This is a genomic window from Heyndrickxia sporothermodurans (genome assembly GCF_003055045.1).
GTDB lineage: Bacteria > Bacillota > Bacilli > Bacillales > Bacillaceae_C > Heyndrickxia > Heyndrickxia sporothermodurans.
Map to the genome: position 1 here is coordinate 47,524 of NZ_NAZB01000002.1, position 19,143 is coordinate 66,666.

Sequence of the window (19,143 nt, forward strand, 5' to 3'; positions counted from 1 at the left end):
AATTACGATTATTTTACCGAACCTTCTGAAATTCCTTTAATTATTTGCTTTTGCAAGAAGAAATAAACAATAATAACTGGAATAATTGCAATTGTTAAACCAGCCAATGCTAAATGCCATTGTTTCGTATATTCTCCAAAGAAGAAGAACATTTTTAAAGGAATCGTTTCCATCCCTTCTTTATTAATAACGAGTGATGGCAATAAATAGTCATTCCAAATCCAAATAATATTTAAAATCGCAACAGTAACCGTAATTGGTTTTAACATCGGAAAGATAATATACCAAAATACTTGAAAGCGATTCGCACCATCAATTGTAGCTGCCTCATCAAGAGATTTTGAAATTCCCGATAATGTACCGTGATATAAAAAGATTGAAAGACTCGATCCAAAACCTAAATACATAATGATAATTCCAATTCGATTGAGCATTTCCATTTTTCCAAATATAGAAACAAGCGGAATCATAACGGATTGAAACGGAATGAGCATCGCAGCAACAAAAAGTAAAAAGATTAAACCGCTTATTTTGCTTTTTCTACGTGATAGTGCATACGCTGCCATTGATGAAAAAATAACAATAATTACGACAGCAACAACGCTTATTAAAATCGAATTAAATAAGGTTTTTAAAAAATCTAACTGGTTAAATGCCTCAATATAATTATCAAAGGTAAATTTTTCAGGAAGTTTCAATGTATCAGTGAAAATTTCCCGTTTTGTTTTAAAAGAGTTTACGATCATTAAGTAAAACGGTGAAAGCCATAGGAGAGCTAAAATGATTCCTATCGTACCAATGATAAATGACTTTTTCTTTTTCCTGCTCACTACATTTCGACCTCCCGTTTCTTATTGACATACACTTGTGTTAGTGAAATTGCGGCAACGATAATAAAGAAAATAACTGCCTTGGATTGTGCATATGCCATCGCATTTTCTGTAAATGCTGTTTTGTAAATTTCCATCGCCACCATTTGCGTGGAGTGAAATGGTCCTCCTCCAGTTAATGATAGGTTTTGATCATATAATTTAAATGAGTTTGATAACGTTAAAAATAAACTTACTGTAAATGCCGGTGCAACAAGCGGGAATGTAATATGCATAAAGCGTTGAAAACTATTTGCACCATCGATTTCTGCCGCCTCTAGTAATTCTTGCGGAACACTTTCAAGGTAGGAAATGTAGATAACCATAATATATCCGGCCATTTGCCAGCTCATTAGAATAGCCAATGCCCAAAAACCGGTTGTTGAAGTTGAAAGCCAGCCTTGCAAAGATTCAATCCCTAATAAATCACCTATACTAGAAAAAACTTTAAGAAATATGAATTGCCAAATGAAACCTAGGATTAGTCCGCCAATAAGATTCGGCATAAAGAAAATAGTTCTTAGTAGATTACTTGTTTTCATTTTTTGCGTAACAATAAGTGCTAGAGCAAGCCCAAAAAAGTTAATCAAGAATACAGAGACAACTGTAAATTTCACAGTAAACCATAAGGAATCCAAAAATTCCTGATCTTTAAATAAGTTGATATAATTTTCAAAACCGATAAACTGAGGGGTTTCTATCCCATTCCAGTTTGTAAATGAGTAATACACTCCATAAATTAATGGTAAAATAACAACGATTGTTAGCGCGATTAGTGTAGGAGCTAAAAACAACCAGTACCATAAATTCCTCTTCTTCATCATTATTCCTCCTAGCAGTATAGAAAAGCGAAAGCGCCTTTTATAAGTCACCTTAATGAGTGGCTAACCGTAAAGCCACTCATTAAGATGACTTAGATTTAAAATAAGATAGAAAACAAAGCAACTCATGCTGCCTTGTTTTCTATTTTTTTAGTAAGCTATATTATTTTCTTGAAGATTCCCAAGCTGTTTTTGAATCTTTCACTAATTCATCCCAGCTCATTTCTCCACTTAAATATTTTTGGATGTTAACACCTAATTTTTCTTGTCCCCATCCAGTAGGATAGCCCATGAATACCCAAGGAATTGTTTTTCCATCTTGTGCATATTGGTAAACTGCTTTAGCAAGTGGATCAGAAATCTTGCTTGCATCAAAACCATCATAAGCAGGGATGAATTTGAAATCATTAATAACCGCTTCTTTACCAGCATCAGAAGTATATAGCCAATCTAAAAATTTCTTCGCTTCTTCTACTTCTTTCTTATCTTTATTTTTATTTACTGCCCAGTACATTGGCACGCCAACCGGAATCGCATCTTCTTTAAATCCTTCTACAGGGATTGGTAAAAGTCCGATGCCATTGTCCGCTAAATCTTGGTCAATACCAGCAATTGAACTATATACCCAGTTTCCTTGTTGAATCATTGCTACCTTACCAGTAGAGAATAATTCTTCTACCTGTTGAGAATAGTCAAGACTTACTGTTGGTTGTACTGAATATTTGTTTTCTAAATCAAGTACATTTTTGAATGCATCACCATATTTGAAATCAACTTTTTTCGCATTAAATGTATCAATGACATTTCCATTAAATTCTGGTGATAAGAACGTATTAGATAAATGTAAGCCCGTTACCCAAGTTTCTTTTCCCGGTAAGGCAAATACACCTTTTAATCCTAATTCTTTTTTCTTGCTATCTAATGTTTTTACTGCATCTTGCAATTTAGCAAAAGTAGTAATATCTTTCGGATTGATTCCCGCTTTTTCAAAAACTTTTGTATTATAAATGAAGCCATAACCTTCTTGGTTATATGGAAGTCCTAACACTTCATTTCCTTTTTTCACACCATCAAGTGTTCCTTTTAATGCAACTGAAGCTGCTTTTGTATCAGAAAGGTCTGCTAATTTCGCTTCCCAATCCTTTACATCTTGTGGTCCACCAACATTATAGATAGTTGGCTCATTACCAGACGCAAACTTAGATTTCAATGCAGCACCATAGTCTTCTCCGCCACCAACTGAAGTAATATTAATCTTTACGCCTTTATGTTCATCTTCGTATTTTTTTGCAACCTCTTTAAATTGATCTTTAAATTCCACTTTAAATTGAAAAATATCAACCACTACATCACCTTTAGATGAACTTCCACCACTAGATTTACCGGAAGAACATCCAACTAATCCAACACTTACTAAAAGCAAAAGTGCAAGCATGACTGGAAATAGCTTTTTCATTTTCATCAATGATACCCCCATTATTTGTTTTGACACTTATTCATGAAATGTCGTCTACTTAGGAAACCGTTTGCATTAAATCCGTTAAATAATGCGTTCTTTATCTTTAGTAGAATCAAAGCTATTAATCTTATATTAAACCGCTTTCATCCTTTACAAAAAAAGAAACGCAACAAATAATAGTATTGACTTAAGAGTTTCTAAGTAGTGCAAACGATTGCATGAACTTATGTCATTATATTAGCACAGGCATTTTTGATTTACAATAAAAAATTTTTTTCTCATAAAAAAAGTAAGGACTTTTTTCATAACAAGTCCTTACTCTTTTTCGTTCTGTTCGTCTGTTACTTTACATATTTTCGCTTTTTTTTACTATGTATATGAAAATTAATTAACATGAAAAATGATAAACCTACCCATACTATTGATGGGAGGGATAGCGATTTATGAAGCATTTTTTAGTTTCAATTTTTTTATTAATAGGGAGTACAAGCAATCTTCCTGATAATTTGACAATAACATATGAAGGGGACACGATTGCGAGTGTCAATCGAACGTATTTTGCAAATCCATTAATAAATCTTCCAATAGCTGATCATGATAAATTGGAAGCATTTATTCAACGTCTTGAAAAGTCCGTCTATGTACCGCCTGCTAATGCCAGCATTGATAAACATGGAAATATTATATCTGAAAAGGTAGGCTATACACTTGATCGCGAAATATTTAAACGATTATTTTATACATATTTTTTCACAAAAGATGCCTCAACTATTGAAGCTCCTATGAGAAAAGTATATCCTGCGGTTGATAGTGAGCTCCTTTCTCAAATAAGAGTGAAACGTATCGGTCAGTATGCTACCTATTTTAATTCTAGCAATAAGGAGCGTTCCCATAATATTGTACTGGCAAGCGAAGCTATTAATAACCAAGTTATATTTCCGGGAGAAACCTTTTCCTTTAACAAAACAGTTGGAAAAAGAACAAAGGAGAAAGGATATTTGCGTGCTCCAGTTATAGTAAGAGGAGAACTTTCTGAAGATATTGGCGGCGGCATCTGCCAAATCTCTTCTACGTTATATAATGCTGTTGATTCAGCGGGAATGACGATTACAGAACGTTATTCCCATAGCAAACGAGTCGCTTATGTGCCACCGGGGAGGGATGCTACCGTCAGCTGGTACGGACCCGATTTCCGGTTTACGAACAATTATCAACAACCCATACTGATCCGATCTCATGTATATGGCGGTACAGCTAGCATTGTTATCTATTCATCAGAGGATTTAAAAATCTCTCCAAGAAAAGTACCAAGTGCCTCATTTAAACTTCCGGAAAAAGAATCGATGGGATCTGAAGAAAATAGGGAAAATTAAACATTTGTGGATATCGGTTAGTTTTCAGTCACACCCATTAAAGCACCTCTCCCATTTAGGAAAGGTGCTCATTTACTTTAAGAATTATCTTACCGATATTGCGACTTTCCTCCATATATTGTTGAGCTTCTCTAGCTTTTTCTAATGGAAACATCGTATCAACGATCGGTCTAATTTCTTTACGTTCAAAATATGGAGTCACATTTTCAATAAATTCTTTTGTTAATTGTGCTTTATATTCATCACTTCTTGGTGTTAGTAGCGTACCTGTTAATTGGATATACTTTGACATTAACCCCATTAAATTAACCTTTTCAATTTCACTGCCACCAAGAATTCCTATTAAAACCCAACGTCCACCTTTTTTAATACTTTCAAAGTTCTTTTGCCAATACTCGGCACCAATAAAGTCTAAAATTACATCAACACCCAACCCATTAGTGGCTTTTTGAACCTCTTCTTCAAATGACTGCTCTTTATAATTTATTACTACATCGGCACCAAGCTCTTTGCAAAAATCTAGTTTTCTTTTTGAACCTGCAGTAACAATTACTTTCGCATCGCAAAGCTTTTTTGCGAGTTGAATAGCTGCAGTTCCAACTCCACTCGCACCTGCATGAATCAAAACCGATTCTTGTTTTTGAAGCTTGCCGATCCAAAATAATGTTTGATACGCCGTCAAAAATACTTCCGGGATAGCTGCAGCTTCTTCAAATGTGAAATTCTCAGGTATTTTCATTGCTCGATTAATAGGCATAGTTGCGTATTCTGCATAACCCCCGCCATTAACGAGCCCCATCACCCGATCTCCAACAGAAAAGGAACTCTTTCCATTGATTTCAACAATCGTTCCCGCGACCTCAACACCGAGGATTGGATTTGTTAAATAACCACTTTTCCCTTCTCTCGTAACTATATCTGTTCGATTGATTGCCGCTGTATGTACTTTGATGAGCAGCTCTCCTTCTTTTGCCTTTGGAATAGGGTGCTCGACAAGTTCCAACTGATTGGTGCCATTTTGATTTACGATTACAGCTTTCATGTTTACTCCTCCAGTATATGAAATATCTAAATAGTATCCTTTCTATTAATGTAGAATGCCATTAAATCCTCATCATAATACTTTCCGTCAAATTTAAGAGCATTTCGTTCGACCCCATACACCTTAAATCCTAAAGACTCATACAATTTTTTCGCTGGTTTATTCTCTGATACTACCGTTAGATTTAATTGCTCTACTCCATTACACTTTTTTGCCATTTTTATTAATTCGAGTAGGAGTGATTTTCCAATATTCTTTCCTCTTGCTTCGGGTGCAACAAACATTCCGAAAATATTCGCTTTATGTATTGTTTTTGGGCTAGTTTCGCGCATAAACGTCACCATTCCGACTATTCCCCTGTCATCGAATGCCCCTAGCACAAATTTATTATTTGTTGGCTTTATGCGATCTTCAATCATTTGTTGTGTGAACTTACTTTCCCTCTCATAAGTGGAGCCAAATGCTTCAGGATTATTTTTCAATGCTTTTAATCGTAATTCCTGGTAAACTACCGCATCGGACTCCGTTAACACGCGGATATTCATTTGCTTCCCCTCGCTTCCATACTCTTACTTTAAATATAAAAGCGACTCACTATAAAGTAAAGTAGAGTCGCTTTTGTATTCTTTTACAAAATAACTTTGAATTAATTAACCGGATGACACTTGGGATTTCACCTTCATATCGTAGGTGCAGAAAATTTTCCCGTATAGCAATGCAAAACTACATTGTAATCCGGATGCTATATAAAAAGGCAGGGCCAATGAACCTAGTCCGAAAAGATAACCGGTAATATACGGTCCGATTGATATCGGCAGACGCATGGAAAAGATATTGATACTTGATGCGAAACCACGGCGCATGTCCCGGGTCAAGCTCACACTTAGTGCTTGCTGTGCACCCTGTGTTCCTCGATTTAATGCTGTTCGCATGATATACATGGCGGAAACGAGTGTATAGGAAGAAAGAATTGGCATTAAAATTAAAAGCAGACTGGCGATAAAACGAATTATTACAATCGATCGAATGGTCCCATGTTGGTGGGATAATCTTGCTTGCATAATCGAAGTCATACCTGTCGCCAAAAAGGTGACTGCAAGTGTGCCGCCAATCTGAGTATTACTCGCTCCAAACTTCACTGAAAACCAATAAGCCATCATTGGTCCTGTTAATCCGATTGCAATTCCATTTAGGATATTAATAGCAGCCAACTTTATGACCGCAACATTTTCTTCGTATAAGATTTTCTTTTCTTGATTCCTTACTCCCTCTTCTATTACTTGTTTTCTTTCAACTTTATCTTCCCGAATTGTAAAAATGATCATTGCATTAATAAGTGAAGTAAGGAAGATAAAACAAAATATTAGACGATAAAAGGATATACCTTGAAAATAACTTTCCCATAAGGGCATAATCCCAGCTAACATTGCTCCCGCTGCCATTCCAAAAAAACTAACTGCATTATTCAGACTGTATACTTTGCCGCGTTCTTTTGTTGGGATAAAGGATGCAAGCCAAGCTTGCTCAGCCGGGGCACACGGACTGGGGGAACCAGCATCCGCCTTCCCGAAACCGGAAAGTGTGATAGCGATAAACAGGAAAATTGGATTTGTCGTCAAGATCCCAATCACCGCACACCCGGCTGTTAATAATTCGGAAAAAAGCAGAAACGGCTTTCTTCCCAATCGGTCACTGTAAATCCCAATGAAAGGTGCAAGTCCAACACCAAGTAAGCCCCCAGATGCAAGCACACTTCCTATTGCCACAGTACTCCAACCCAATTCATCAAGATATAAAGCCAAATCAACAACTAGCATGCCTTGTCCAATGCTGCGTAAAAGATTGACAAGCATAAGTTGTCTAACCGATGAATGAATTTGTCCAATTAACGTGCCCACGATCATCACTTCATTTCATAAATTGAGTCTCTTTAAAAGGGTTCCATTCCAAAATATAATTTATACACAACTAATTGGAAAGAAGTGATGTCCTTTATAAACACAACAAAGTATTCTATGTCATAACATGTTTAAAAAGAATTGGTTTGAAGCAGGATAAAGATAACTACTTACCCCAATCGAGGATTAGAGAGGAATTGAAATAAAAATGGCAATACGGATAAACAAATGGAAGGAATTTATCCAAAATTTAAAACGTAATATCTATATTCTCTATCTAGCTTATCGCCATCCGGAAACCCCATGGTATGCAAAAGCTTTTTCAGTATGTATTGTTGCTTATGCATTAAGTCCTATAGATTTTATTCCAGATGTGATTCCAGTATTAGGTTATTTAGATGAAGCCATTTTACTTCCATTAGGAATTTTAGGAGCATTCTCTTTAATACCAAAACATATTTTACAAGAGTGTCGGGTGACAGCCAGCAGTACACCAAAAAAGTTACGAAAAAATTGGCCGGCAGCCATTGTCATCGTACTTATTTGGTTTAGCCTTACGACATCTATTCTCTTTAAATATTTTTTAAAATAAAAGATATTCAAATTGCCCTTGCTTTAAGTCAATTCATTAGACGTTAAAATCGAGTTTGATAAATAAGCGGAAAAATTTCTCTTAATTAAGAAATAGCACCGAAAACACCTTAAATAGCCGGAAAAATTCCGACTATTAACTCAAAAAACGCGAAAATGAGTAATTTTGCTTTGCTTAACCGGAAATTCTCCGCTTAAATCCCCCGAACTGAGCTCTATTCTGCTGTATAACCGGAAAATTTCCGCTTATTTTAACTATCCTTCGTTGCTAAAAAAAAGAGGAAGCGCCTTGCTTAGCAAAAAAAGAGTGCTTAAGGGTATGTATGGGGCCCTTAAGCACAAATTTGCAATAATTTTTATTTTTTTAACGCGGGCTTATCTTGAAAATGCCTTCGATAGATTATTGGTGATGATTGTGTTGAAGATACGCTATTCGCATCCTGTATTGCCGCTTCGATCAATTGATGATCCGGAGCCCACATGCACGTTGGGTCGGTCGCATAGGCATCCCCCGTTAGGGCAAAAGCTTGACAACGGCAGCCCCCTCCATCTTCGTGTCGCAAATCGCATGAACGGCAAGGGTCAGGCATCCATTCATCACCACGGAAACTGTTAAAGGACATAGAATCATACCAAATATCTTTTAATGATGCATGTCGAATATTTTCAAAGGATAAATCTTTAATCATCCCGGCCGTTGGGCAAGGAAGAACAACCCCATTCGGTGCTACTGTTAGGCCAATTGCCCCCCAGCCACCCATACAAGGTTTAGGTGTCGATGAATAATAATCAGGAATAACCCAAATAATTTCCATTTTTCTTTTAAGACGCACTTTAGCGGCTTCATAAACTTCACGTGCCCGCTCGACTTGATCCCGGCTCGGTAACAGCCGTTTACGATTGAGCAAAGCCCAGTTATAATACTGAGTATTTGCCAGTTCTAATCGTTCAGCTCCCATTTCTTCGGCAAGTGAAATAATATCATTTAAATTTTCTAGATTCATTTGATGCAGTACAACATTTAGCGATAAATGCAATTGGGCTTCTTTTACCGCCTGAACAGCTTCTCGTTTCTTTTCAAATGCTTTATATCCGCCGATTTTGTCCGACAGTTTTGCTTCCCCAGCCTGGAAACTCACCTGCACATTTTCTAAACCTGCCTCCTTGAACTGAGTGGCTTTTTCCATTGTTAATCCAATGCCGCTTGTAATGAGATTGCTATACATTTCTAATGAATGTGCTCGGCTTATTAAGACTTCCAAGTCGTCACGTAGGAGCGGTTCTCCGCCGGAAAAATGAACCTCTACCACTCCTAAATCAGCGGCCTCGGACAATACGCGATTCCATTCTTCGGTTGAAAGTTCAGACTCCTTTGAAGTCATTTCAATCGGATTTGAACAATACGGACAATGTAATGGACAGCGGTGAGTTAACTCAGCGAGCAGTGAATATGGGGGTTCTACTTCATTATTGCTCCTTATAATCGACTGTTTCATTTGTAGAAATCACCACCCATCCTTGTTCCACCATCTCCTGCAGAAACTCAGAAATATCTTCCTTTATCGTATTCAAGTCAGGCTTCACATCGTTCCCCTTTGCTTCCGCATCTTTCAATAGCGAAGCCCTTAACTTTTCACTCATACTACTTACCGTTTGACTACCATCACAGAGTGTAAGTATGGAGGCAGCCGTTTCATTCAAAATGACTACCCTTTCCGGTAATAAAAGAAGATGTTTCCCTCTAACCTTATCAAATTTCAAACGTGCTTTTGCTGCAAGTTTCGGAGAGCTTCTAAGTAAAATTGACTTCACCACCTATTCTTTCTTATTCTGAATATGCTGCACAAGGAAAGGCTTTTTCTATGGCATCAAGCTGTGCCCACAATACATCACACTTAAAACGTAATGCATTAACAGCCCGCCTTTGAGCTTCAGGCGTTTGGCAATAATTCAATACAAGTTTGAGAGCTACATCCGAATCACGAGGCGCTTGCGTTAAGCGACTTTGAAAATAGTCAAATCCTTTACTGTCGATCCAAGGATATTGCTGCTCTAGTACTTTAATACGCTTAGCTATTAAAGTAGGTGAAAACAATTCAGTTAATGAGGAGGCTACTGCTTCAATCCATGGCTTTGACCGCGCGAAGTTAACATAAGCGTCGACGGAAAAACGAACACCCGGTACAACATGCTCCTCCCGTACAATTTCTTCACGAGACAACCCTACAGCTTCGCCTAGTCGCAACCATGCTTCAATACCGCCATCTTCTCCGTGCGTGCCGTCGTGGTCAATGATGCGCCCGATCCATTCACGACGAAGCTCACTCGATGGTAAATTAGACAAAATGGCTGAATCTTTAATTGGAACCGATTTCTGATAATAGTAACGGTTAGCTACCCAACCACGGATTTGCTCACGACTTAGTTTTCCTTCGTGCATCGCCGTATGAAAGGGATGTTTATCATGATAGGAAGAACGCCCGACATCCCTCAATCGTTCAGTAAATTCTTCCCGTGTCCACACCTTTTCTTTCTTTTGATCCGGCTCCATTTCCCTATTAACGAACTTACGATGTTCGAGCACGATTACACCTCCACTTCCATTCCATCATAGGCAATCTCAAAACCAAGTTGTTCCAATGTATACCTCTCCCTTGAATCCTTTCTCAAAATAGGGTTGCTGTTATTTATATGGACCAAAATTTTCCGTTCTGCAGGGAATGATGCTAATTTTTGAGCGGTTCCTGATAATCCGCTAATTGGCAAATGTCCCATGTTTTTTGCGTTGCGATTGGTTGCCCCCATCCTTGTCAATTCATCTTCCGACCAAAAGGTTCCGTCGATCATTAAAACATCAGCCTTCCGCAAGTGTGCTTCTATATCCGGCGAAATGTTTTCTAAAGTAGGGAAATAAGCGAAACGTTTTCCGGTACCTTTATTGTGAAAAACTAAGCCAACTTCCCATACATCAACAAGACTATCATCCTCTTTATTTAATCGGATATAAAGCGGGGGTTTTCTCGAAACGGGTACAGTCTCAACAATTAATGTCAATTGCTCTTCTTCATCAAAAGCTCCGATTTTTTGCATAAATTCGGGATAAAGAGTTTGCCATTCCCATGAACAGTAGTTTTTAAGCATTGGAAACACCGGAAAAGCTGAATGCAAACTCTTTTTAACAGCCTCCGTTCCATATATAGTCAATCTGGACCCCTCGCGCAATGATAATAATCCAATCGTATGATCAAGCTGGGCATCTGTTAAAATAACACCTGCTAAAGGGGTTTCTCTTATTTCAGGACCTGCATGCAGTGGTTCAAAGGATTCAATTTGTTTCGTTACATCCGGTCCAGCATTGATAAGGTACCAGTCTTTTTCATTAGCACTTATCGCAAGAGATGATTGTAATAAAGGAGTGAGTGCTGTATCCCCTTCCCGAACATCTCGGCAGTTTGGACAGGCACAGTTCCACTGTGGGAACCCACCTCCTGCAGCGGTTCCTAAAACTCTAATTCGAATTTGTCTTCAGTCCTTTCCGAGAAGTTTCAAGATTGCCGTTATCAACATTTCGCTTTCTTTCCAAAACTCTTCCAACTTGCCATCCAATTGCAGCATTTGCAAGTCCCATGATGCCAAATAAGAGATAATCTCCAATTGGTTCCGGAAGCAGAAGATCAACAACCAACCAACCTCCTGCAGTTGCAGCCCCGATAATTGCACCGATCACCGCCTTTAAATAACCATTCATACTATCTAACACCACCTTGCGTATATTTATAAAGTGCTAAAATCGAGTATTAACATTGCTATTTTCCGATATAAGCATACATTGTCACTTCAGAAGATGTATTGATCTCTTTGTACTCAGGCTTCATCCACATGTAGTTCACCCCCTTTTATGTCATACGTTATAAAGACTATTGTTTTTATTAGTGTCTTATGTTTTTCCCTTTCGACTTTATCTTATGTCGATGGATTACTCGAAATAACCAGAATTTTGAATAATGGTTGTCCATTTTCGTAAGAAATGAGCCGTTACTTTCGTTAAAAAGGAGCCTAATAAAAAAACTGAGTCCGTATTCATGGACTCAGTTTTTATTGATAGTTCATAAAAGGTTAGGTTGACAATTTGTGCCTTAAAAAGTTATTTCTTTTGAGACAACCATTTCGCTAGCGCTTTTGCTTGGTCACCTTTAACAAGATTCCCCGGCATCCGTCCGCTTCCATTAATGATTTGATTTAAAATGTCCTCCTCAGACATGGTTCTACCAACATGACTAATGTCAGGGCCGACTGATCCTTCAAGATTTCCACCATGACAGGAAGCACAGCTCTTTTTATAAATAGCTTCGGCGTTAACACTATTATTTGCCGGCTGCTTCTTATCTTTTTCCTTATTACCGCTGCTGCCATGATTTGCCTCAGTTTCCTTACCTGATCCTTGAGGGTCTTTTGCTGGTGTAACGGTTTTGTTACCACCAAGGCCATAGGCAATAACCTTGGTTCCTGAAACGTACACTACATATTGTTTACCGTCCTGCACATAAATCGATGGCGCCATCATAATCTGGGCTCCTCCGCTATTCATGTTCCATAATACTTTTCCGCTTTTAATATCAAGAGCGTTAACCGTTCCATCCAGCTCCCCGTAGAAGGCCAGTCCTGTGGCCGTGCTCGTAAAGCCTCCGCGCATCGGTTGTTTCGTCTTATTCTGATACGCCTTTTTGCCGGTATTCATATCGATAGCCGTAATCGTTCCTGATATCTCAACATCTTTAGGAGTAGGTAAAATTTCCGTTCCCGGAAATAATCCATCCCTTTCCTCAATATCACTTATATCCTTTGCACCGACAGATAAAGATGGTTTGTTTATACCAGGTATCAAAACATAATTGCTTTTTGGATCATATGTTTCGGGCGCGTAATTTTGTCCGCCTTCCGTTCCCGGCCATTGGAGAACCGCCTTATTTTTATCAGTTGGCGGAGATGTGTGTTTGATTTTGACAAATGGTACACCATCATAAATGGTATCCCCTGTTTTCGCATCCCATGCATACCATTTTCCGTTCTTTCCCCCATGAACAACTGCTTTTCTCTTTTTGTTACCTACTTTGGCATTAACAACCATCGGAGTAGACCCTGCATCATAATCCCATTCATCCTCATCGACTTCAGACTTCGCCCAAATCAATTTCCCTGTTTTACTATCAAGCGCAACTACTGAATCAGTATGAGGATTTGTGCCAGGTCGAACTTTTTTAAAATAATCAGGGGCAGGATTCCCTACGCCAAAATACATCATATCGGTATCCGGGTCAAAAGACATCGGACACCATACAGCACCGCCACCTGTATATTTCCCTTTCATCCAACCTTTTCCCTTCTCGGGAACAGTATAGAATGGTTTTTCCCAAGCCGGAGTCAAATCACTCGCTTTAAAAGCCATTACAAAGCCTCGGAAACCTCCACTATCTCCTCCACTACTTCCAACATAAATGTTTCCTTTATAGTACATTGGAGCATTTGTTTCATAGTATCTATTTTCTAGTGTGGCTCCTTTTATCGTGTCCCAAAGGTTAATCATTTTCACGAGTTTTCCGGTTTTTGCATCCAGTTTCGCCAAACGATTATCCGCAATCAGTACAAACACGTTTCCCTCCGCAACCGCAACACCTCGACTAGCAATAATTGAAAAGGCTTCCATTTTTGCACTATCAAAATGATCCTGTACTTCTTTAGGCGGCTTCCAACTCCAAATCTTCTTACCAGTTGAAGCGTCCATCGCAAACACACGGTTATAGGAAGTTGTTACGTATATTACACCATCTTTAACAACCGGGAAATCTTCTGAAGCATTTGGAACGTTCGGGTCCCAATCTGCCAAATCCTTCTGCCAGACAATGCCTAGCTTTTTAACATTATCTTTTGTAATTTTGTCATAAGGTACATGCCTTGTTTGTTGATAGTCGTAGCCCCAATTGGGAAATCCGGTTTCGTTATTATTTTTGGCGGCTTGATTATTGGCATTGTTCTTGTTTTTGTCAGTTTTTGTTTGACATCCAACAACTAATACCAAAGCCATCAAAGCTATACCTATTACTTTTAAATAGCGTCTCAAGAAAAGACCTCCTATGCTTTAAATCTGAATTAGAATTTTCTCTTTTTCTATATTGAGTAAAACAATCCTTAATTATGCAAAAGAGCAAACAAAAAATACTTATACAAAGAAGATCAACGTTGTTCGTATGAATTTTCATAAAGCTCATTTGGAGTTAGCATATTTAAGAAAAATGGAGACAATCTATAAATGAGGTAGTTCACGAAGGGCTTTACATATATTTCCATACTTCCTTCTTGAACGCAAAATTACATGTTTAGGATGTGATTGAATGAAAGTTTTCTTAAATGGATTTAGTAGAATGATCTTTTTGCTTTGCTTACTTGTTGGGGTGGCATCTATTCCTCTTCAAAGTTCATTCGCCCAATCAGAAACAGTTATCGGGTCTGCAGAAAATAACGGTATCAAACTGATAATAAATAATTACACCATTACAAACCGTGGTCAGGAGATGGTGGTGTATTATACGATTCAATCAAAATCGAGGCATCAGATGGATGAAAACGCCAAAGGATTAATGGATAATCCTGTTATTTCCATTGGTGATAATCTCGTTCAAGGAAATCATACGTGGCATAAAAAAATAAACAACCAAACCTATCAAGGTGCTGTAAAGGTAAACTTGCCACAATATATACCTGCTACATCAAACGTGGCATTTAATACAAATGCCATTCTTCATCAAAAAGGAGAATGGACGATTAACTTCCAAATAAAAAAATAATGACGCTTGAAAAAAAGAGGCACATTTTTTAGCAGCCAAAGCGCTAAATTATGTGCCTCCACTATTAAAGTTTCTATTTAACATGTGAGCTCCAACTAATTATTATTAAAGATTACTAATTTAAGCTCAGTCATGTCTTTCATTGCATACTTGACTCCTTCTCTACCAATCCCACTTTCTTTGACGCCGCCATATGGCATATGATCAACCCGGAAGGTAGGTATATCATTTACCAATACACCTCCAACATATAGCTTTTTTGAGGCATACATAGCTGTATGAATGTTCTCCGTATAAATACCTGCTTGAAGACCGTAGCGTGAGTCGTTTACCAAATCAATCGCTTCTTCGACAGATTCAACTTTATTAATTAAAACAATTGGGGCAAAAACTTCCTGGCAAGAAACTTTCGCTGATTTTTCTACTTCTAGTAAAACTGTTGGATGTAAAATACTTCCTTCACTTGTCCCACCAATGGCAATTTTTGCGCCTTTTTGTTTGGCTTCCTCAATCCATGAAAGTGCACGATCCACTTCCTTACGATGAATTAAAGCCGATACATCTGTTTGTAGATTTAAAGGATCACCGACTTTAAGATTTTTTGTTGCTGTCACAAACTTTTCTACGAAAGTATCATAGCAATCTTTATGTACATAAATCCTTTGAAGAGAAATACATACTTGTCCTTGAGAACTAAATGCCCCTGTAACGCAACGCGGGATAATTTTTTCAATGTTAACGTCTTTATCAATGATTACTGCTGCATTTGATCCTAATTCAAGGGTAACTGGCTTTAAATTCGCTTTGTTACGAATACCAATACCGACCTCTGGACTACCCGTAAAGGAAATTTTCTTCACACGATTATCAGTGACAAGTTTTCCGCCAACTACAGATCCACTTCCAGTTATTACATTAAGACCACCTGGTGGTAATCCTGCCTCCTCCATAAGTTCAGCAAGAAAATAAGCTGAAAGTGGGGTTTGACTAGCTGGTTTTAAAACGACCGTATTTCCGGCAGCAATTGCCGGACCTACCTTATGCGCAACTAGATTCATTGGAAAATTAAATGGTGTAATAGCACCAATTACCCCAAGCGGCATGTTTACCGTATAGGCTAAGCGCCCCTCGCCTCCTGGTGCAGCGTCCATAGGAATTGTTTCACCGTTTATTCTTTTTGCTTCCTCTGCTGAAAATTTATAAGTTTGTACTGTTCTTGCTATTTCACCTTTTGCATCTTTAAGAGGTTTAGCAGATTCTTTAGAAATAAGAATGGCTGCTTCTTCCGCGCGATTTTCAAGTAAATTCGCAAGTTTTTCAAGAATTGTAGCCCGTTGGTGGATTGGCATTTCCGCCATAGTGTTCCTAGCTTGATAGGCAGCTTCGATAGCAAATTCTACTTCTTCCATCGTTGCATCGGGAACATTTGCAATCACCTCTCCCGTATATGGAGAAAGTAGAGGGGTATGTTTTTTTGCCTCAACCCATTCACCATTGATAAACAATTGTTTTTTTATCACAAAATTCCCCTCCTAATATCTGTACTAGGTCATTATTATAGAAACTTCTGTTCAATCGCATAAATTGAATCGTGAAGAATATTTATTAAACTTTCTATCTCTTGTTTATTAATGGTTAATGGCGGCGAAAATACTAGCGTATCCATATCATCAAATACTACAGATCTGCAAATTAGTCCTTGTTTTGCAGCTTCATTTACTATTATTGGAGATAATGGACCTTTATTACTTTTAATTTCCACTGCTCCCATTAAACCTAGACCTCTTACATCCCCAACGAGTTTTCTTTCACCTTGAATCCATTTAAAGCCTTTAAGCAGTTCTTCACCCATATTTTTCGCGTTTTCAATTAGGTTTTCATTCTCTATTATTTCAATATTCTTTAATGCTACAGCACATGCCATCGGATGGCCGCTATATGTGTAACCATGTAAAAGAGTGCCAACAGATCGTTCTTTAAAATCATCAAACATAGATTCTGAAAGAACAACCCCACCAAGTTGTGCATAGCCACTAGTTACTCCTTTTGCAAAACACATCATATCCGGGACAACACCATAATGTTCGATCCCGAATGTTTTTCCTGTTCTGCCAAAACCGGTAATTACTTCATCTGTAATAAATAAAATATCGTAGTCATCACACACTTTTCGAACTTCTTTGAAATAATTTTCCGGTGCAATATGAACCCCGCCAGCACCCTGCACAGGTTCTGCAACATATGCAGCAATGGACTCAGGACCTTCTGCTTCAACCATTTCACGTAAGGATCGAGCTGATAAATTATCGACATAATAAAAATCAGGCGCCAGTGAATTTGTGAAGTCTCTAAAAGGTTTAAGACCTGTTGCACTCGTTGCTCCCATCGCTACCCCATGATAGGATCTTTTTCTGGATATAATCTTCTTTTTTTCTGGCCTCCCTTTTAAAATCCAATAATGCCTGGCAAGTTTGTAAGCTGTGTCGTTTGCTTCGGATCCACCGGATGTAAAAAAGGTTGTATTTAAATTACCCGGAGTGATCTCAGCCAACTTTGCCGCTAAACGAATCGCAGGCTCATTACTGAATGTTGCGAAACAAGAACTAAAAGCCAATTTATTCATTTGTTCCATTGCTGCCTGCCCTAATTCTTTTCTTCCATGTCCAATATTCACATTCCAAAGAGAGGACATGCCATCAATCACTTTTTTCCCGCTTACATCTTCAAGATAAACACCTTCACCCTTAGTGAAAATAAACCCTGGACCTTGTTCTTGTTGTTGTTGAATGGAAGAAGTCGGATGTAAGAAATGTTTTTTATCAAGATCTGCCAACTCTTGAGCTACTATTTTGCTTTCACTCATGATCATCACCTCATAAATTCGTCTTTAAAAATATGAAAATATTTACTTTATCAGTTCGTGTTCTTACAGAAGAATGTTGCAAATTTCATGCCAATTATTTCATCTTATTCACACAATCCTTTACTCTATTTTTTAAGGTAAAGGTTGCTGTTGTGTAATACAATGTATATTTCCTCCGCCTACTGAAATTTCACGGGTGTTTACCGTAACAATTTTTCGATCCGGGAACATCTTTTCAAAAGCTGCAATCGCATGTTCATCTTGAGGATCATTAAACGTAGGTAATACGACACCACCGTTACATAGATAACAATTTACATAAGTTGAGATAAATGTTAGATTAGGCGATCGGTTGGAGCTATGTCTCGAGAAGTCAATTTCCATGCTTTCCGCTTCACTTAAAGTAATTTGTTCGGGCATTTGTATTTTATTTATCTTTAATTTTCTTCCTTTGGCATCTGTTGCCTCTGCTAATCGTTTATACGCATCTTGAAGTACATCGTATTGTGGATGATTCGGATCATCCGTCCATCCCATCGCTACCTCACCCGGCTTAACAAAAAAAACAACTTCGTCCACGTGACCATCTGTTTCATCGCCAACCAATCCATCTTTTAACCAAATTATTTTCTCTACATTTAAATATTCAATTAATTTATTTTCAATTTCCTCTTTTGATAGATTTCTATTTCGATTCGGGTTTAATACACATTGCTCTGTCGTTATTAATGTTCCTTCGCCATCTACAGTAATGGCCCCACCCTCAAGAATAAAATCAGTGGCATCATATCGGCTTATTTGCTCAATATCCATTACTTTATGTTTTACTAGCAGATCTAAATCCCATGGGAAATATAACCCTTCATCCAATCCACCCCAAGCATTAAATCCCCAATCGATCCCCCGAACTTCACCTTTATCATTTTTAACAAATGTTGGTCCGATATCACGCATCCATGCATCATTAGATGAAATTTCAACGATACGTATATTATGTGGTAATAAAGCACGTGCGTTTTCATATTGATCTGCTTTCACACACATAGTGACCGGTTCGAATTGTGAGATCGCTTTCGCTACTTCAATATATACTCTTTGAGCAGGTTTAGCACCGGACCTCCATGTATCTGTTCGGGTTGGCCAAAGCATCCACGTCCCCTTATGTTCCTCAAATTCTCCTGGCATTCTAAATCCATCTTTTCTTGGTGTACTATTTATAGTAAAAACCATGTCCAATTCCCCCTTTAAAAAGAAATCTCTATATAATTACATGCAAATTTTGTGCCACGTTTTCAAACTGTTCAGAAATTCAATTTTAGATAGTTGCAAGACAAATATACGTGATTCAGAAATTCGTAGAATAAATTCGAACCGAAATCGAATCA

At 37.9% G+C, this 19,143-nt stretch carries 19 protein-coding genes; 3 read left to right on the forward strand and 16 right to left on the reverse strand.

What is annotated here, in order from left to right; genetic code table 11:
• Positions 1-8: 8 nt before the first annotated feature.
• From B5V89_RS00240 to B5V89_RS00250, 3 genes are all read right to left on the reverse strand, one after another.
• Positions 9-830 (reverse strand): carbohydrate ABC transporter permease, encoded by an 822-nt coding sequence (locus tag B5V89_RS00240; RefSeq protein WP_108069943.1) that lies wholly within the window; start codon positions 828-830, stop codon positions 9-11.
• Positions 830-1,690: a carbohydrate ABC transporter permease gene (locus tag B5V89_RS00245; protein ID WP_066229312.1), complete on the reverse strand. Its 861-nt coding sequence runs from the start codon at positions 1,688-1,690 to the stop codon at positions 830-832. The genes B5V89_RS00240 and B5V89_RS00245 overlap by 1 nt, the downstream gene beginning before the upstream one ends.
• A gap of 163 nt (positions 1,691-1,853) precedes the next feature.
• A complete protein-coding gene (locus tag B5V89_RS00250) occupies positions 1,854-3,152 on the reverse strand; it encodes an ABC transporter substrate-binding protein (protein WP_107920063.1) in 1,299 nt (432 codons plus the stop codon).
• 440 nt (positions 3,153-3,592) lie between these two features.
• Here B5V89_RS00250 and B5V89_RS00255 point away from each other — a divergent pair, with 440 nt between their 5' ends.
• Positions 3,593-4,522: a VanW family protein gene (locus B5V89_RS00255; protein ID WP_108069945.1), complete on the forward strand. Its 930-nt coding sequence runs from the start codon at positions 3,593-3,595 to the stop codon at positions 4,520-4,522.
• Positions 4,523-4,577: 55 nt separating this feature from the next.
• On the opposite strand, the gene B5V89_RS00260 is transcribed toward B5V89_RS00255, so the two are convergent.
• The 3 genes from B5V89_RS00260 to B5V89_RS00270 all read right to left on the reverse strand — a co-directional run bounded on the left by B5V89_RS00260 (position 4,578) and on the right by B5V89_RS00270 (position 7,462).
• Complete coding sequence (locus B5V89_RS00260) at positions 4,578-5,564, reverse strand: NAD(P)H-quinone oxidoreductase (RefSeq protein ID WP_108069947.1); 987 nt, start codon at positions 5,562-5,564, stop codon at positions 4,578-4,580.
• A gap of 26 nt (positions 5,565-5,590) precedes the next feature.
• Complete coding sequence (locus tag B5V89_RS00265; protein WP_066229318.1) at positions 5,591-6,109, reverse strand: GNAT family N-acetyltransferase; 519 nt, start codon at positions 6,107-6,109, stop codon at positions 5,591-5,593.
• Between the two features lie 105 nt (positions 6,110-6,214).
• Positions 6,215-7,462 (reverse strand): MFS transporter, encoded by a 1,248-nt coding sequence (locus tag B5V89_RS00270; protein WP_181294577.1) that lies wholly within the window; start codon positions 7,460-7,462, stop codon positions 6,215-6,217.
• Between the two features lie 208 nt (positions 7,463-7,670).
• Between B5V89_RS00270 and B5V89_RS00275 the strand changes: the two genes are divergently transcribed.
• Positions 7,671-8,054, forward strand: coding sequence for a YkvA family protein (locus B5V89_RS00275; protein WP_108069951.1), 384 nt, complete (start codon positions 7,671-7,673; stop codon positions 8,052-8,054).
• Between the two features lie 355 nt (positions 8,055-8,409).
• On the opposite strand, the gene pqqE is transcribed toward B5V89_RS00275, so the two are convergent.
• From pqqE to B5V89_RS00310, 7 genes are all read right to left on the reverse strand, one after another.
• Positions 8,410-9,549 carry a pyrroloquinoline quinone biosynthesis protein PqqE gene (gene pqqE, locus B5V89_RS00280; protein ID WP_108069953.1) on the reverse strand — a complete coding sequence of 380 codons (1,140 nt, stop codon included), beginning with the start codon at positions 9,547-9,549 and terminating at the stop codon, positions 8,410-8,412.
• The gene (gene pqqD, locus B5V89_RS00285) at positions 9,521-9,865 is read right to left on the reverse strand and encodes a pyrroloquinoline quinone biosynthesis peptide chaperone PqqD (RefSeq protein WP_066229331.1); all 345 of its coding nucleotides are present in this window, start codon (positions 9,863-9,865) and stop codon (positions 9,521-9,523) included. Before pqqD ends, pqqE begins: the two co-directional genes overlap by 29 nt.
• A 13-nt stretch (positions 9,866-9,878) precedes the next feature.
• Complete coding sequence (pqqC, locus tag B5V89_RS00290; protein ID WP_235598287.1) at positions 9,879-10,637, reverse strand: pyrroloquinoline-quinone synthase PqqC; 759 nt, start codon at positions 10,635-10,637, stop codon at positions 9,879-9,881.
• A gap of 2 nt (positions 10,638-10,639) precedes the next feature.
• Entirely contained in the window at positions 10,640-11,572 is a 933-nt protein-coding gene (pqqB, locus tag B5V89_RS00295) for a pyrroloquinoline quinone biosynthesis protein PqqB (protein ID WP_107920534.1), read from the reverse strand.
• On the reverse strand, positions 11,562-11,801 hold the full coding sequence (locus tag B5V89_RS00300; RefSeq protein WP_066229338.1) for a hypothetical protein: 240 nt from the start codon (positions 11,799-11,801) through the stop codon (positions 11,562-11,564). Before B5V89_RS00300 ends, pqqB begins: the two co-directional genes overlap by 11 nt.
• A 58-nt stretch (positions 11,802-11,859) precedes the next feature.
• The gene (pqqA, locus tag B5V89_RS20675; protein WP_133174944.1) at positions 11,860-11,934 is read right to left on the reverse strand and encodes a pyrroloquinoline quinone precursor peptide PqqA; all 75 of its coding nucleotides are present in this window, start codon (positions 11,932-11,934) and stop codon (positions 11,860-11,862) included.
• A gap of 263 nt (positions 11,935-12,197) precedes the next feature.
• Positions 12,198-14,171, reverse strand: a complete 1,974-nt coding sequence (locus tag B5V89_RS00310) for an outer membrane protein assembly factor BamB family protein (RefSeq protein ID WP_108069955.1) — start codon at positions 14,169-14,171, stop codon at positions 12,198-12,200.
• 271 nt (positions 14,172-14,442) lie between these two features.
• On the opposite strand from B5V89_RS00310, the gene B5V89_RS00315 reads away from it, so the two are divergent.
• Positions 14,443-14,895 carry a hypothetical protein gene (locus B5V89_RS00315; RefSeq protein WP_107920536.1) on the forward strand — a complete coding sequence of 151 codons (453 nt, stop codon included), beginning with the start codon at positions 14,443-14,445 and terminating at the stop codon, positions 14,893-14,895.
• 95 nt (positions 14,896-14,990) lie between these two features.
• On the opposite strand, the gene B5V89_RS00320 is transcribed toward B5V89_RS00315, so the two are convergent.
• From B5V89_RS00320 to aguA, 3 genes are all read right to left on the reverse strand, one after another.
• Positions 14,991-16,415 carry an aldehyde dehydrogenase family protein gene (locus B5V89_RS00320; RefSeq protein ID WP_108069957.1) on the reverse strand — a complete coding sequence of 475 codons (1,425 nt, stop codon included), beginning with the start codon at positions 16,413-16,415 and terminating at the stop codon, positions 14,991-14,993.
• Between the two features lie 35 nt (positions 16,416-16,450).
• Entirely contained in the window at positions 16,451-17,758 is a 1,308-nt protein-coding gene (locus tag B5V89_RS00325; protein WP_108069959.1) for an aminotransferase family protein, read from the reverse strand.
• Between the two features lie 132 nt (positions 17,759-17,890).
• Positions 17,891-18,988, reverse strand: coding sequence for an agmatine deiminase (gene aguA / locus B5V89_RS00330; RefSeq protein WP_108069961.1), 1,098 nt, complete (start codon positions 18,986-18,988; stop codon positions 17,891-17,893).
• Positions 18,989-19,143 lie beyond the last annotated feature (155 nt).

Excerpts from the sequence above, each read along its gene's own strand:
- B5V89_RS00245 (WP_066229312.1), bottom strand. The coding sequence starts at position 1,690 with ATGAAGAAGAGGAATTTATGGTACTGGTTGTTTTTAGCTCCTACACTA.
- B5V89_RS00300 (WP_066229338.1), bottom strand. The coding sequence starts at position 11,801 with ATGAATGGTTATTTAAAGGCGGTGATCGGTGCAATTATCGGGGCTGCA.
- B5V89_RS00260 (WP_108069947.1), bottom strand. The coding sequence starts at position 5,564 with ATGAAAGCTGTAATCGTAAATCAAAATGGCACCAATCAGTTGGAACTT.
- B5V89_RS00250 (WP_107920063.1), bottom strand. The coding sequence starts at position 3,152 with ATGAAAATGAAAAAGCTATTTCCAGTCATGCTTGCACTTTTGCTTTTA.
- B5V89_RS00315 (WP_107920536.1), top strand. The coding sequence starts at position 14,443 with ATGAAAGTTTTCTTAAATGGATTTAGTAGAATGATCTTTTTGCTTTGC.
- B5V89_RS00275 (WP_108069951.1), top strand. The coding sequence starts at position 7,671 with ATGGCAATACGGATAAACAAATGGAAGGAATTTATCCAAAATTTAAAA.
- pqqE (WP_108069953.1), bottom strand. The coding sequence starts at position 9,549 with ATGAAACAGTCGATTATAAGGAGCAATAATGAAGTAGAACCCCCATAT.
- B5V89_RS00255 (WP_108069945.1), top strand. The coding sequence starts at position 3,593 with ATGAAGCATTTTTTAGTTTCAATTTTTTTATTAATAGGGAGTACAAGC.
- B5V89_RS00265 (WP_066229318.1), bottom strand. The coding sequence starts at position 6,109 with ATGAATATCCGCGTGTTAACGGAGTCCGATGCGGTAGTTTACCAGGAA.
- aguA (WP_108069961.1), bottom strand. The coding sequence starts at position 18,988 with ATGGTTTTTACTATAAATAGTACACCAAGAAAAGATGGATTTAGAATG.
- B5V89_RS00325 (WP_108069959.1), bottom strand. The coding sequence starts at position 17,758 with ATGAGTGAAAGCAAAATAGTAGCTCAAGAGTTGGCAGATCTTGATAAA.